The organism is Acinetobacter sp. FDAARGOS_724 (assembly GCF_013364475.1).
Lineage (GTDB): Bacteria > Pseudomonadota > Gammaproteobacteria > Pseudomonadales > Moraxellaceae > Acinetobacter > Acinetobacter variabilis.
The window spans coordinates 1,682,752-1,696,700 of record NZ_CP054908.1 but is presented as its reverse complement, the minus strand read 5'-3'; the positions used below and the strand labels follow the sequence as shown (position 1 = coordinate 1,696,700).

Annotated in this window: 16 protein-coding genes, 2 tRNA genes and 2 pseudogenes; 8 read left to right on the top strand and 12 right to left on the bottom strand. The window is 41.8% G+C overall.

Annotated features, from left to right (window positions below; all coding sequences use genetic code 11):
• Window positions 1-4 precede the first annotated feature (4 nt).
• Both FOC32_RS09290 and FOC32_RS09285 read left to right on the top strand, forming a co-directional pair.
• Window positions 5-78, top strand: a tRNA-Cys gene (locus FOC32_RS09290).
• Window positions 79-89: 11 nt separating this feature from the next.
• A tRNA-Leu gene (locus FOC32_RS09285) sits at window positions 90-175 on the top strand.
• Window positions 176-306: 131 nt separating this feature from the next.
• Here the strand turns inward: FOC32_RS09285 and FOC32_RS09280 are convergent.
• From FOC32_RS09280 to FOC32_RS09255, 6 genes are all read right to left on the bottom strand, one after another.
• Window positions 307-1,212, bottom strand: coding sequence for a helix-turn-helix transcriptional regulator (locus FOC32_RS09280; protein ID WP_175967121.1), 906 nt, complete (start codon window positions 1,210-1,212; stop codon window positions 307-309).
• A gap of 48 nt (window positions 1,213-1,260) precedes the next feature.
• On the bottom strand, window positions 1,261-2,844 hold the full coding sequence (locus FOC32_RS09275) for an IS66-like element ISAba25 family transposase (RefSeq protein ID WP_005080957.1): 1,584 nt from the start codon (window positions 2,842-2,844) through the stop codon (window positions 1,261-1,263).
• A 74-nt stretch (window positions 2,845-2,918) separates the two neighbouring features.
• Window positions 2,919-3,254: an IS66 family insertion sequence element accessory protein TnpB gene (tnpB, locus tag FOC32_RS09270; RefSeq protein ID WP_000618091.1), complete on the bottom strand. Its 336-nt coding sequence runs from the start codon at window positions 3,252-3,254 to the stop codon at window positions 2,919-2,921.
• Complete coding sequence (locus FOC32_RS09265; RefSeq protein WP_001055585.1) at window positions 3,251-3,634, bottom strand: transposase; 384 nt, start codon at window positions 3,632-3,634, stop codon at window positions 3,251-3,253. Before FOC32_RS09265 ends, tnpB begins: the two co-directional genes overlap by 4 nt.
• Window positions 3,635-3,849: 215 nt before the next feature.
• The gene (locus FOC32_RS09260; RefSeq protein ID WP_004782944.1) at window positions 3,850-4,050 is read right to left on the bottom strand and encodes a hypothetical protein; all 201 of its coding nucleotides are present in this window, start codon (window positions 4,048-4,050) and stop codon (window positions 3,850-3,852) included.
• 237 nt (window positions 4,051-4,287) lie between these two features.
• Window positions 4,288-5,280 (bottom strand): NAD(P)H-quinone oxidoreductase, encoded by a 993-nt coding sequence (locus FOC32_RS09255; RefSeq protein WP_175967120.1) that lies wholly within the window; start codon window positions 5,278-5,280, stop codon window positions 4,288-4,290.
• Window positions 5,281-5,409: 129 nt separating this feature from the next.
• Between FOC32_RS09255 and FOC32_RS09250 the strand changes: the two genes are divergently transcribed.
• Window positions 5,410-5,850 carry an N-acetyltransferase gene (locus FOC32_RS09250; RefSeq protein WP_175967119.1) on the top strand — a complete coding sequence of 147 codons (441 nt, stop codon included), beginning with the start codon at window positions 5,410-5,412 and terminating at the stop codon, window positions 5,848-5,850.
• A gap of 24 nt (window positions 5,851-5,874) precedes the next feature.
• Window positions 5,875-6,225: a thioredoxin family protein gene (locus tag FOC32_RS09245; protein WP_175967118.1), complete on the top strand. Its 351-nt coding sequence runs from the start codon at window positions 5,875-5,877 to the stop codon at window positions 6,223-6,225.
• Between the two features lie 17 nt (window positions 6,226-6,242).
• On the opposite strand, the gene FOC32_RS09240 is transcribed toward FOC32_RS09245, so the two are convergent.
• The 6 genes from FOC32_RS09240 to cysD form a co-directional block, all read right to left on the bottom strand.
• The gene (locus FOC32_RS09240) at window positions 6,243-6,503 is read right to left on the bottom strand and encodes a DUF2798 domain-containing protein (protein WP_175967117.1); all 261 of its coding nucleotides are present in this window, start codon (window positions 6,501-6,503) and stop codon (window positions 6,243-6,245) included.
• An 18-nt stretch (window positions 6,504-6,521) separates the two neighbouring features.
• Window positions 6,522-6,833, bottom strand: a complete 312-nt coding sequence (locus tag FOC32_RS09235; protein WP_175967116.1) for a DUF3861 domain-containing protein — start codon at window positions 6,831-6,833, stop codon at window positions 6,522-6,524.
• Window positions 6,834-6,842: 9 nt separating this feature from the next.
• A complete protein-coding gene (locus tag FOC32_RS09230; protein ID WP_175967115.1) occupies window positions 6,843-7,358 on the bottom strand; it encodes a PadR family transcriptional regulator in 516 nt (171 codons plus the stop codon).
• A 254-nt stretch (window positions 7,359-7,612) separates the two neighbouring features.
• Window positions 7,613-7,879, bottom strand: coding sequence for a hypothetical protein (locus FOC32_RS09225; RefSeq protein ID WP_034580874.1), 267 nt, complete (start codon window positions 7,877-7,879; stop codon window positions 7,613-7,615).
• A 145-nt stretch (window positions 7,880-8,024) separates the two neighbouring features.
• Window positions 8,025-9,638: a sulfate adenylyltransferase subunit CysN gene (gene cysN, locus FOC32_RS09220; protein WP_104426435.1), complete on the bottom strand. Its 1,614-nt coding sequence runs from the start codon at window positions 9,636-9,638 to the stop codon at window positions 8,025-8,027.
• Window positions 9,639-9,756: 118 nt separating this feature from the next.
• Window positions 9,757-10,671 (bottom strand): sulfate adenylyltransferase subunit CysD, encoded by a 915-nt coding sequence (gene cysD / locus FOC32_RS09215; protein WP_175967114.1) that lies wholly within the window; start codon window positions 10,669-10,671, stop codon window positions 9,757-9,759.
• Between the two features lie 418 nt (window positions 10,672-11,089).
• Here cysD and FOC32_RS09210 point away from each other — a divergent pair.
• The 4 genes and pseudogenes from FOC32_RS09210 to FOC32_RS17260 form a co-directional block, all read left to right on the top strand.
• A pseudogene (locus FOC32_RS09210) lies at window positions 11,090-11,839 on the top strand (IS5 family transposase).
• Between the two features lie 57 nt (window positions 11,840-11,896).
• Window positions 11,897-12,370: a hypothetical protein gene (locus FOC32_RS09205; RefSeq protein ID WP_228761302.1), complete on the top strand. Its 474-nt coding sequence runs from the start codon at window positions 11,897-11,899 to the stop codon at window positions 12,368-12,370.
• Between the two features lie 269 nt (window positions 12,371-12,639).
• Window positions 12,640-13,275: a YqiJ family protein gene (locus FOC32_RS09200; RefSeq protein ID WP_175967113.1), complete on the top strand. Its 636-nt coding sequence runs from the start codon at window positions 12,640-12,642 to the stop codon at window positions 13,273-13,275.
• Window positions 13,276-13,326: 51 nt separating this feature from the next.
• A pseudogene (locus tag FOC32_RS17260) lies at window positions 13,327-13,479 on the top strand (band 7 protein); the annotation flags it as partial.
• Window positions 13,480-13,949: the final 470 nt, after the last annotated feature.

Here is a 13,949-nt window from a genome sequence, read left to right as displayed (position 1 = left end):
ACGCGGCGGGGTGGCAGAGTGGTCATGCAGCGGACTGCAACTCCGTGGACGCCGGTTCGATTCCGACCTCCGCCTCCAATCTTGTTAAAGCCCGAGTGGTGAAATCGGTAGACACAGGGGATTTAAAATCCCCCGCCCACAAAGCGTGCCAGTTCGAGTCTGGCCTCGGGCACCATTCTTCTACTACTGAAGATGGTGTAAATAAAAAACCCAGCGAAAGCTGGTTTTTTTATGCCTGAAATTTGCTAAATCTAATTCTCAATAGAATTTTATTAGCATTCGCCAACCTGCTCTACTTTCAAAATATTATCCAGCAGAGCGTAAATAACCTTCCAGATCCTGTTCCAGTTTTTCCTGAAAATGAATCGGCTCAATGATCTTTACATGCGGTAGCCAGTAACGTACCAGTGGCAGCAACTGCATTTCATGACGAATCTGACAACTAATCAATAATTCTCCACACTCTGATTCCTGTTCGATCTGCTGTTCCGGAAATAAACGGCGCTCTTTAAAAAATACCGTGACTTCAGGTTGCACCTTCATCAAAACCTGCTGTTTCTGCTGGCCAAACCAGATGCTATCTTCATCTGCCAGCATTTTCAGAACTTCAGGATCATGCTCAAAGCTTTCATTTTCAAGAACCAGTTTGACTTCCTGCAACTGACTTAAACGATAGGTTTTGAGCTCAGCTTCAGTGACACCGGCCAGATACCAGATGCCATGATGATGAATCAACCGGTATGGCTGGATGATTCGTGCTTGATCGGAATATTGCAGCTCAATCTGCTGCCGTTTATAAATCGCCCCTGCAAGCAACTTGAAATGCTCGGCAAACTGTTTGGCATCTTCAAAATAATAGCCTTTTGCCGAAAATACCTGATTTGCCCGCTCATCCAACAATTCACGAATAAAAGACATATCCAGTGCCGGATACAGCTCACTGATTCCGGACAACTGTGCAAAATTCTGGATATCCTGTAACTTGAAACGCCCTAAATATGAAGGCTCAAGATAATAGCGTTTGGTATTTTCATCCTGTATGAGCGGCAAATACGCATTCAGACGAACAAAATCACGCTCAATGGTACGAGTGCTGACCTGAAATTCTCGTGCCAGCTCCTGTACACTCAACTGATGCCCTATATTAAGTTTGGTTAAAATATTTGCCAAACGGTCTGCGAGGCGCTCATGCGTTGACGCATTGTCCTTCATAAATACCCTCTTCATGCGTAAGCGTCCGCTGAATCCCATACCTATTTTTTAATTCGATTTAGGTTTCCAGCAGTGCGGCAGCAATTCTTCAATTTGGGTCACTTTGTGTGTCGGTAACCTTTTCAGCACATCACTTAAATAGGCATACGGATCCAAGCCATTCAGCTTTGCTGACTGGATTAAAGTCATGATGTTTGCCGCTCGCTGACCACTGCGCAGCGAACCTGCAAACAGCCAGTTCTTGCGTCCCAACGCCCAGGGACGCATCTGATTCTCTACCCAATTGTTGCATATCGGTAGATTGCCATCATCCAGATAGCGGCTTAAGGCTGGCCAACGCTTCAGAGTGTAATTGATAGCCTTGGCGGTGGGAGAACTCGATGGCACTGTCAGATGATGTTGGTTGAGCCATTCATATAGTTGTTGCATCACTGGTTGACTATGCTGTTGTCGGTATTCGCGGCGGTCTTCCGCTGTACCATCGGTCTTTTTCCTGAGTTCTGCTTCTATCGCATACAGTTTCTGAATCAGCACTAAGGCCTGTTCAGCAACCTGACTTTTCCCAGTTACATGCAGTTCATGGAATTTACGACGTGCATGGGCCATGCACCCCACCTCAATCACCTGGCCTGATTTAAAACGTGCTTTATAACCACTGTAATCATCACAGACTAGATAGCCCTGCCAGCCTTTCAAGAACTCTTCAGCATGCTGGCCTGAACGACTATCCTGAAAGTCATAGATCACCGCCTGAACTGGATTATACTGTGTGGTGGCATAGGCCCAGACATAACCTTTCTTCGGTTTTTTATTATTCTCACCCATCCGCATGATGGTGACCGGTGTTTCATCTGCATGCAGCACCCGCTGTTGCAGCACCACCTCTTTTAAGGCATTGGCCAGAGGTTCCAGTTCTACACCGCAGCGACCTATCCAGTCAGATAAAGTGGATCTGGACAGATCAATGCCAGCCCGCTGATAGATCAGGCGCTGACGGTACAGCGGCAAATGATCGGCATACTTCGATACCAGCACATGGCTGAGCAATTCAGGTGAAGCAATGCCTTTATCAATCACATAGGCGGGCATCGCTTGCTGAGTCAGAGTGTCACACTGATCACAGACCCATTTACCACGCACATGCTGTTCCTTATAGAACTGTGCCGGTCTGAAATGCAGTTTTTCACTGACATCTTCGCCGATACGACGGAGTTGGCAGCCACAAGCACATTGGGTTGATGCAGGTTCATGCTCAATACGGATGGTGTGTAGATGATCTGGCAGTGGTCGACGTTTAGGTTTATTGGTTTTGGCTTTCTGTGTCGCTGCATTGGTTTTATCTGCATTTAGCCGTTCCAGTTCTAGATCAACCGCGGCAATATCTTCTTCAACCGCTTCATCCCACAGATGGATTTGTTTTGCCGTTAAGTGTTCATTCTTTTGGGCGAATTTGTGCTTTTTAAACAGCGCCAGTTCATGCTCGTATTTTTGATTGAGAATAGAAAGATGTTGAACTTTGGCATCCAATTGTTGGTTTGATTGTGCTAGAGACTGATGCTGCAGCGCCAACTGCCTGGTGAATTCCAGCAGTTGTTCATGGGTCAGTTGGCTTAAGTCAGGCAGCGTATTCATGACCGCAGTATGCCTGAGGTCATGAGAAGAATGAAATAGAACGTTTGGAGAATAGCAGAATGGAACAGCCTGGTTTAAAGCATCGTCACCACCTGCTGTCGTCCAATGCGCTGCCAGGGCAAACCTTGGATCAGTGCCTGTAACTGTTCCGGGCTGAGGGCCACGGTTTCACCTTGGTGAACTTGAGCCCAGTGAAATTTGCCCTGTTCCAGCCGCCGGGCACACAGCCAGATGCCCAATCCATCATGTACCAGCACTTTCATGCGATGGCCACGTTTATTACAGAACAGGTAAGCACAATGCGGTTTGATGTAGCCAAAGGCTCTCACCACCTGAGCCATGGTCGTATCCATACCTGCACGCATGTCCATGGGCTGAGTAGACAACCAGATTTCATCAATGCGGATCATGTTGCAAGTGCCTTGAGTAATTCTGCCAAGGCAGGTATTTCTGATGTCTGCCATTTTAGCTGAATATCATTATTCGTATGAGGCACGGTGATACACAACGTGATCCTCTCATCAATAGGTTGGCTGATTGCAGCAGTGTAAGGCAAAGCAATAAATGCTGGATTCACATGAGTAGGATCCTGCACGGCACCCTCATGATGGCTGAAGATCCTGATCCAACGACTGACAAGGTTGGCATTAATACTATGTTGCAGTGCGACCGAAGCGATCGAGGTATTAGGATTTTTGCAGGCATTGACAATACTGAGTTTGAATTCTTTGCTGTATTTTCGGCGTTTTTTAGCAACAGGAGGTGTTGCTGAATATATATCCATGTTCATGGATTAAGTCCCCACTTGTTTTTAGGTGGGAACTAAATTAAGGCTTATAGGATCGCTTGGTAAGGCTGTGTTAGCCGGATGCTTACCTTCATGCCGCTTGTGCAGCACAATGAATCATCTGCTTAGAATTTTTAAATTATGGGAAAATTATACAGCCAAATAAAAAGGAGATTAGAGTTATTCACTTCAACTTAAGGCTAATAGGCAAGGGGTATTTAAGATTTTTTACGACGTTTGTAGTGTGGTTTCGGTGCTGAGTGGCTCAGCCGTTCCATATAGCGTTCCAGATGCAACATGGCTTGATACAGCTTGTGTAAGTCGGAACGAAGTAACTGATTACGGATAATCGCTTTATGCAAACGCTTCAATGCACGAAAGCCATGTTCATGCGTATAAGGGGTCGACACTATCTTCATAATATACTTCCTTTTAATACGTGACCTTTCATCTAATACCAAACAATTTAGTCAGATTATATTTAAGCGCTAATTTACTCCTCGGTTTTGACAGGTTGTGTCGAACAATCGACACTTTTTACCGTTTTTTAAAATTTATATCCCTATTTCAAACAATTAATTTAAATTAGTTATCGTTTTTTATGCAAAATAAAAGCCAACAAAAGTTGGCTTTTAGTATTTCTATCACAAGAATAATTAGATGATTTCCACCACAATCTTACCAATATGTTCACCCGTATCCATCGTTGCATGCGCATCCTGAATCTGGTCAAACTTGAAGGTTTTATAAATCATCGGTAAACATTCGCCTTTTACCCAGAGTGGTGTCACATGCTCTTTCAGGCCTTGGGCAATTTCAGCTTTCTCAGCCGTATTGCGTGCACGCATGGTAGAACCAGTAATGGTCAAACGTTTCATCATGATTTGACCCAATTTTACATCCTTAGCTTTAGCGCCGCCCAGGAATGCAATATACACCAGACGACCATCACGACGCAGCAGATTCAGATTTTTCTCTAGGTACGGCGCACCCACCATATCCAGAATCACATCTACACCGGCATTATCCGTAGCTTCATTGATGACCTGCTCAAAGTCTTGGGTCTTGTAATTGATTCCTGTGGTCAGATGTGAAATCGCCTGAATTTTTTCATCACTGCCTGCTGTCGCGAAGGTTTTGATGCCTAGAGATTTGCACAGCATTAAGGCCGTGGTTCCGATTCCGCTAGTTCCGCCATGAATCAGTACAGTCTCTCCTGCCTTAGCCTTACCCATCTGGAACACATTTGCCCAAACAGTGAAAAAGGTTTCCGGAATCGCCGCAGCCTGTACAAAACTCACACCTTCAGGAATGTTTAAAGTCTGGCTTTCAGGCACGACGCTATATTCTGCATAACCACCGCCATTGGTCAGACCGCAGACTTTGTCACCTACTTTAAACTGGCTTACTTTACTCCCGACTGCAACCACTTCACCGGCAACTTCCAGACCCGGTACCGGAGTCACTCCCTTAGGCATTGGATACAAGCCCTGACGCTGCAAGATATCCGGACGGTTAATCCCGAAAGCATGTACCTTGACTAGCACTTCGTCTGCTTTAGGTTCAGGGATGGCAACGGTTTCATAAGCGAGTTTCTCTACATCACCCGGTTCTGTAATGATGACTTGTTGCATGCTATGTTGCGTCATGGATTCTTTCCCTAATATTCACGTTTCGTATTTTTCGAACTTATTTGAACATAGAAATGCTATGGATTGAAGCAGCATGGACTTATGTATAATCAGCTGCCTATTTAGTAAATTGATATAAGACCACTGATGACAATAATTACAAAAGCGAAAACCGAGGATATCGAAGCTATTCTTGAAATCTGGTTCCAGGCTTCTTTAAAGGCGCATGATTTTATTCCTGCTAGTTATTGGGAAAATCAGCTACTTCCAATGCGAGAGGTATATTTACCCTTAGCAGAAAACTATGTCCTTAAAGAAAATCATACGGTGCTTGGCTTTGTTTCATTATTAAAATCGGAAAATGTTTTAGCTGCACTTTTCATTGATCCTGAGCAGCAAGGTGCTGGCTATGGCCGCCGTTTAGTTGATTTCTTAAAACGGCAATGTGATCAGCTGCATTTAAATGTCTATGCTGCAAATACATCAGCAGTTCATTTTTACCAAAAGCAGGGTTTTAAGATGATCAATCAAAGAATCGATGAGAATACCGGTCAGGCTGAACTCACTATGAGCTGGTTTAAATCTTAATTTTGAAATGATGAGAGCAAATTCATGTCAGCAGTCATCACCTACAATGAAGATAATTACAGTGACTTCGAATGGTTTGAAGGCCTTGCTGTGATCCGGTTTTATGCTGACTGGTGCAAGCCCTGTGTACAGAATTTTCCAGTTTTTGATGCACTGGCAACACAATATGCTAGACATGATCCAGAAATTAAGTTCGGTAAAATCAATGTCGATCAATCACCGATTCTGACCTTACGCTATAACGTCTATGGCCTGCCTTCTACTCTTATCTTTAAAAATGGACAGATTATTCACCGTATTGCTGGTGTGAAAAGCCTAACTGAAATGAAATCTATTTTATTTCAAGTTCTAAATGGATCATCCGATTCCGACTGATTCGAATAAACAATTTCTTATTTAGCAGATTGATCTGGCATCTGCACAAACTGTATCAGGAATTTACGTACCAGCGGCAAGACAAGTAGAATCAGTGGAAATGCCACCAGCCATGACAGTCCCCAAGCATGTAGCCATAGCGAGATAAACGCATTGCTCCAGCCTTTATTCAGCAGCATGTTAAAACAGGAAATCGCGCCACTCATAATGCCGGAAAGAATCAAGGGCATTAACCAGTTCAGATGTTTTGGGTGAAATTTTGGGAGATTATTTTTCATAAATGACCTTTAGAATACTTACTTTCCTTCACTTTGCGCTTTAGCTGTCTGTTTCAGGGATTTCATAAACTGGGCAAATTGCGGCATGAATTCCTTGAAGAGTGGCAAATCTTTATTTTCCAGCATGACTTCACTAAACAGTTTTAAACCAACAGTAAATGCCTTGGTGCTTTCCGAATCCAGCAACTGACTGGCTTGAAGTTTTTCCAGTATTTTAAAGATGTCATCGTGATTACCTATCTGAAACTGTAGCTCCTCAGTATAGGTTGATGGATTACCTTGAGCATCAGCCAGATGTTTAACAGTCACTTCATATTGATGTTGTTTCATGTCCTGCTCCTACAGTTGACGGATATTAATTGCAGCCTGTTCTATCTGAGCAGCAATATCACTGAGCTGCTCTGGACGAAGTTCATTTTGCAGTTTGAATCGTAATGAAGCTTTCAGGTTTTCCATTGAATTATGGATATCGATATAGCGTTCATCTTCTTGAATACGGCGACGGGTTTCAAAACGGCTAAGCACTTTTTGAAGAGTTTCCTGACTATCTTTAAGATGTTCACGGCCTTTGCCTGTAATGTGATACTGCTTACGCTCATCAGCACTCATAACTACTTGGGTATATTGCTGTTCTTCAAGATAGCTAATTGTTGGACAGATCGTGCCTGTACTCGGTTTATAGTCCCCCCCAACCAAAGCAGCAACATCTTTGATAATGTCATAGCTGTACTTAGGCGCTTGAGCAATAAAATGCAGCACGAGCAGTTTCATTTCACCTGCTTCAAAGAGGCGTTTACGAGGTTTTGCGGGACTTTCTCGTTCTTCTGTTAAGACAAAATGAGGTGTTTTAGACATAACAAAGATATATCTTAAATTTAATTAAGATATATCTTATCATAGATAATATTGAATTTATTTCAAGTGACGCAATAAAAGTTAAATTTAAGAAGAAAAATAGGCACGAAATACTTGTGAAAAACATTCTTCCTTATAAAGCCATTTTCTCAGTTGAGATTACAACACTTAACTAGGAACCTTTTGTATAGTTACTGTCTTATGTAAATGTATAAAAATAGATGATTTATAATCTTAGTGCCTCAACTTAAATTTTAACTTTTATATTCTCGCACCATCCGATCACTAACATCTTCCGGATAGCAAAGTGGTGCATAACCACCAGCACGGTTATAAGCACTACGCTTGCCGCAACGACTACCATTACGCGCTGTATTGTATGGACAAGGACAATTTCCCGGATAGCTTTCAATCGATTGTTGAATAATCTTCTGTTTAATTGCTTCTACACCTTGGCTGCTCTGCTTTGCTTCAGCCCCAAAAGCTACACATAGTCCAACTAGTAATAATAATTTTTTCATACACTCCCCCATCTACGGAGCATTGTATAAAGCAGCGAATAAATTGAAAGATCACATTTTTATTATTCGAATGATTTTCAAACAATCAAAATTCAGACAATAAAAAACCCGCCTTACAGCGGGTTTTTCTTAAATCAGTTCAGCCTTATAGACGAACCAATTCCACAATTTTCTCAGCCAGTTCTTCAACTGCATCGGCTGTGTAAGTCACATCTGTACCTTCTGTAAGGTCAGTAATCACTACTACACCAGTTTCACGAACAAGCGCAACCTGTTCAGCAGTCAGACCCGCTTTCGCAATTGCGACCACACCTTGTTGAATCAACAGGCTTTCAAGTGCTTGAGCATTTTCTAGCGCTTTAGCAGTGACAGTGACTGCAGCAGGTTTTTGACCTAAACGTGCAGCACGTGCTTCAGCAGTGACAGGCTCGTTATGTGCAGTCCATTCCACTGCAGCTTCAACCATACCCGCACCAACCGTCACGTTGCTTAGACGGTCGATGAAGATGAATGAACCTGTGTAACGGCTGTCTTGATAACGGTCAAATACCACTGGCGCATCAAATTCGATAGTGACATCAGCAATCGCATTCAGATCAAGCTGCTCTACTTGTAGTTTTTCCAATGTATTGACATTGGTACGGTAGTTAATTTTCGCAACTTTCGCAGGGATAGTTTGAGTACCAAACTTCACGTTATAAAGTTTGCCAACGACAAGCGGCTGATCGTTCATCCACACTACAGACGCGCGAGCAGAACGTGAGATCAGTGGTTGTTCGCCCGCTTTTACCAACACGTTACCACGTGAAATATCAATCTCATCGTTCAGTGTTAAAGTAACAGCTTGACCAGCTACAGCATGATCCAGATTACCGTCAAAAGTGACGATTTCTTTTACTGTTGATTTTTTGCCAGATGGCAGCGCAACAATTTCATCGCCAACTTTCACTTCACCCAGTGCGATGGTACCGCAGAAACCACGGAAGTCGAGGTTAGGACGGTTGACGTATTGAACTGGGAAACGGAATTCGTCTTTGCTGGTATTACGCGTAATTTCTACAGTTTCCAAAGTCTCCATTAAGGTTTGACCTTGGTACCACGGCGTATTTGGTGATTTGTTTACCACGTTATCACCGTTCAACGCAGAAATCGGTGTGAAAATAATATTTTCAGGTTTACGATCGCCCAACTGATCCACGAACTTGTTGTACTCAGCTTGAATTTCATTGAAGCGTGCTTCAGAGAATTCAACTAGGTCCATTTTGTTCACTGCAACCACGATATTACGAATACCTAACAGGCTCGCAATAAATGAGTGACGACGTGTTTGAGTCTGAACACCGTAGCGTGCATCGATCAGGATGATGGCAAGATCCGCAGTAGACGCACCAGTTGCCATGTTACGAGTGTACTGTTCGTGTCCCGGAGTGTCGGCAATGATGAACTTACGTTTTTCAGTTGAGAAATAACGGTAAGCGACATCAATAGTAATACCCTGCTCACGTTCAGCTTGCAGGCCATCAACAAGCAGCGCCAAATCGGGTGCATCGCCAGTGGTACCTACTTTTTTAGAGTCACGGGTAACCGCTTGCAGCTGATCTTCATAAATCAGTTTTGAATCATAAAGCAGACGACCGATCAGGGTTGATTTACCATCATCCACGTTACCGCAAGTCAGGAAACGCAATAAGTCTTTATTTTCGTGCTGTTTCAAATAAGCCAAAATGTCTTGGCTAATAAGTTCTGATTGGTGAGACATCGCTCATAGCTCCACAAATACGTTGAAATCGGTTTCTTTTGATCCCTCTAAATCTCCCTTTGTTAAGGGAGACTTTTTTCTCCCCTCTTTGAAAAAGAGGGGCCGGGGGAGAGTTCTCTTAGAAGTAACCTTCCTGCTTTTTCTTTTCCATCGAACCTGCTTCATCATGGTCGATCATACGGCCTTGACGTTCAGATGTGGTCGCTAAAAGCATTTCCTGGATAATTTCCGGTAAAGTTGTTGCAGTTGATTCAACTGCACCCGTTAATGGATAACAACCTAAAGTACGGAAACGAACCGATTTCATTTGTGGCACTTCGCCTGGATTCAGGCGCATACGCTCATCATCAACCATAATCAGCGTACCATTACGCTCAACGACTGGACGTTCAGCAGCTAAGTACAATGGAACAAGTTTGATATTTTCAAGATAGATATATTGCCAGATGTCCAGCTCAGTCCAGTTAGACAATGGGAATACGCGAATACTTTCGCCTTTGTTCACTTTACCATTGTAAAGGTTCCAAAGTTCTGGGCGCTGGTTTTTCGGATCCCAACGGTGTTTAGAGTCACGGAATGAATAAACACGTTCTTTGGCACGTGATTTTTCTTCGTCACGACGTGCACCACCAAAAGCAGCATCAAACTGATATTTGTCCAAAGCCTGTTTCAAGCCTTGGGTTTTCATAATGTCAGTATATTTAGAGCTACCATAGTCGAATGGGTTTACGCCCGCATCACGACCTTCTTTGTTCTGATGCACGATCAGATCAAAGCCATGAGTTTTTGCCATGTTGTCACGGAAGGCAATCATGTCTTTGAATTTCCAGCCCGTGTCTACATGAAGTAGCGGGAATGGAAGTTTTGCAGGGTAAAACGCTTTTAATGCTAGATGCAGCATTACCGCGGAATCTTTACCAATCGAATAAAGCATGACTGGGTTTTCAAACTCGGCAGCAACTTCGCGAATGATGTGAATACTCTCAGCTTCAAGCTGTTTAAGATGAGTAAGTCTTTCCTCATTTAATGACATGGACAACCTGCGTATTACACGTGTACTTATTACACTTTATAAAATTTATATTCATTATAGTGATTAACTTCTCATAACGATTGCTTGTTTTGTGATATTCATATATTAAAACGTCATATAAAAATTCACTAATATCAACTATCAGTTTTTATGAATCTGATAGCTTAGCTAAATAAAGACAATTGATTGTTTAGTCAAAGCACTCTGGAAGATTACTTTTAGTAATGAAATGATATATTAATCATCTAAACGGACAGTTCACATCGTGGTGAAAAAAAATTAGAGTAGGATTAGTTCTTCCAATTTATAAACTATGTATGCCTTATAACGAATTTGATTTAGGGCGTGTCCTCATTTGAAGAATTGGTTTTAAATACTTAAAATCCTCCTTTAAGTTATTTTTATTTCTATATTTTCAATGGCACGTACTCTTCTTACCGATGATATCTGGCACCAAATTCAAGATACTATGCGATTACATGGTTGCTACCGTTCAAAGAATAGTAGAAATATCATGGAAGCGATCTTATGGAAACTACGTACGGGTGCGACATGGCGTGATATTCCTCAAGAACTTTGCCCTTGGCAAACTGCTTACAATCGCTTTAATCGCTGGGCAAGTAAGGGATTATGGGATAAATTTTTTTTAGATTACGAGGCATTCTGGATCAGGAACGGGTATTCATTGATGGAAGCTACATACGCGTGCATCAACATGCAAGTGGAGCTCGGCATGGTTTCGAAAGAGCAATTGGACAATCACGCGGTGGACGAACAACAAAAATACATCTTGCAACCGACGCGAATGGATTACCGATTGATTTTAAAATCACTGGGGGTGACGTCCACGACAGTCAAGTTGCAAAACAACTGATTGATATTGTAGGCGAGGCAACTTATCTCATTGCTGACAAGGGGTATGATGCTGAGCACATTAGAATATGTGCCAAAAACAAGAATATGATTCCCATTATTCCATTGAGATCAAACAGTAAAAGATCAAATAAGGAATTTGATAAATATATATAAATTAAGACATTTAGTTGAAAATGCTTTTGCGAGATTGAAGCATTTCCGAGCGATTGCAACCCGATTTGATAAGCTTGCACGAAATTACCAGTCTATGATTTACATTGCTTGCATGTTTATTTGGTGTAAAGCCAAATGAGGACACGCCCTAGATACTTTAAAATCCCGTCTGTAACAGGCAAAACTTGCCGGTTTTATTTACCAGCACCAGCAACATATTTTGGTTCTTCAGGAACCCTATACTGAAGATGGCAGTCCATTAAATATTTATATCCAGCATGAACTGACAACGGATCAGATTGGCGTGCAGTTTGGCCTGCGTAAGCTGAATGGTCAATGGGAATACCTGCTCGGTATGACTTATAGCAACCAGCAGGCAGGTTACGAAATAGGTGCCGGCAATCTGAGAGGCGATCAAAAGGCTTTTAACCTGCTTTATACTTTCTATAACTATCCTAAAGCATTCTTCTTGGTGACCTTACCTTTGTCTGCAAATACTCAGGTATTGGAACAGGCTCTCGACGAACAACTATTTAATCAGCCTGAACTTAAATTTCTGGAGACTGCAGTAAAAACCAATCCAATGGGCGAACAGGTGCAATGGATGAAGAGCTATATCCTGCAACAAGCCCTAGAAATGAAAGTCCGTATCCAGACCGCCATCCTTTAGTTTTTTATACATCTATATAGGGATAGAAAAGCAGACGTACATCAATTGCTTTTCTATTCTTTAGATAAATCCTCAGATTCGCTCACTTATATAATAGTCGACATTTATTTGTAGCTAAGAAAAATACATCACATGTTGTTAAATATTAGTTTTATCAAGTTATCCCGATAGGGATTTTTGTTGTTTTTTTACTTACAATTTTATTAATAACTGTTATCTTTAACAGGGTCATAAAATTTCTATAAAACCATAATTAGAGACAGAAACTCATGTGGGAACTGTTCACTCATCCTTCCAACATTGTATTTAGTATCAGTTTAAGTCTGATGCTGATGTTTGCTGCCTTGGAATGTGTCTTGCTGATGCTGGGAGGCGACTCCCAAAATATGTTCGAACAATTTCTGCCTGAAGAACCGCTTCACCCGGAAGTAGGTGTTGATCAGCATACTGGCCTGCTCAATAAAGTATTCGACTGGCTTTATCTGGGTCGTCTGCCTCTCTTTATCTGGCTCATTATTTTCCTGACCAGTTATGGTCTGAGCGGATTATTAATCCAAGGCCTGTTCGAACGATTTACCAGCCAGCTTTTAAATGCATGGATTATTTCCCCTGCCTGTTTATTTTTATGCATGCCGATTGTACGTGGGCTGTCCGTGCTTGCTGCCAAAATTCTGCCTCAGGATGAAACCATCGCGATCTATAGCGATGAACTGATCGGACGAACCGCTACCATTATTCTGGGAGATGCCAAAGCTAACTCCCCTGCTCAGGCCAAAGTTCAGGATCAGCATGGTAAGACCCATTATGTGCTGGTCGAACCTGAATGCAATGAAATATTTAATCAAGGTCAGACAGTTGTTCTGACTCAAAAAACTAAAAATGGCTTTCAGGCTATTGAACTTTAATTAAACCAATTTCCTATAAAAATCAAGCTTGCCCAAAGAGACTTTAGAACAATGCTAAATTTTGATTTATATAATGTTTTGATTATTGCGGGGATTATATTCGTTGGCCTAGTCACCTTCGGATTAATCATTGCACGTTTATACCGTCGTTCCAGTAAAGAGATTTCCTTTGTACGTACCGGTTGGGGTGGTGAAAAAGTAATAAGGTCATATCAATAGTGTTAAGCAAAATGTCATATCGAAATAGTATAAAAAGTGTTAAACCTAAAAAAGTTAATCAATAAAATAAAAAAGAGACTTATTAGATAAATAGTCTGTAATTTCATCAACCATCGCTCTACTTGTTACCAGATACCCCCTTTCAGTATTGCGGATGCCATCCTGCCCAGTCCACATGTTCTACTAATCACAAGTTAAGTTGCTTAACTGATCTTCCATTTTGAACGTCTACAAGATGATCCTGTGCTACTACACCCAGACTTTCTTTATAATCTATAATGCCTGTTAATATGATCAACAGTCTTTAAGAATGACATCGTTTGGATCGTAGAATGGTGTCATTATGGTTCATTAGAAGAATTAAGATACTAAATTGACTATCATGCCAATAACAAACTATGTTCGATTAATTTTTCTAGGTTCAAGGATAATAGAATAGATATTTCGACCTAGAG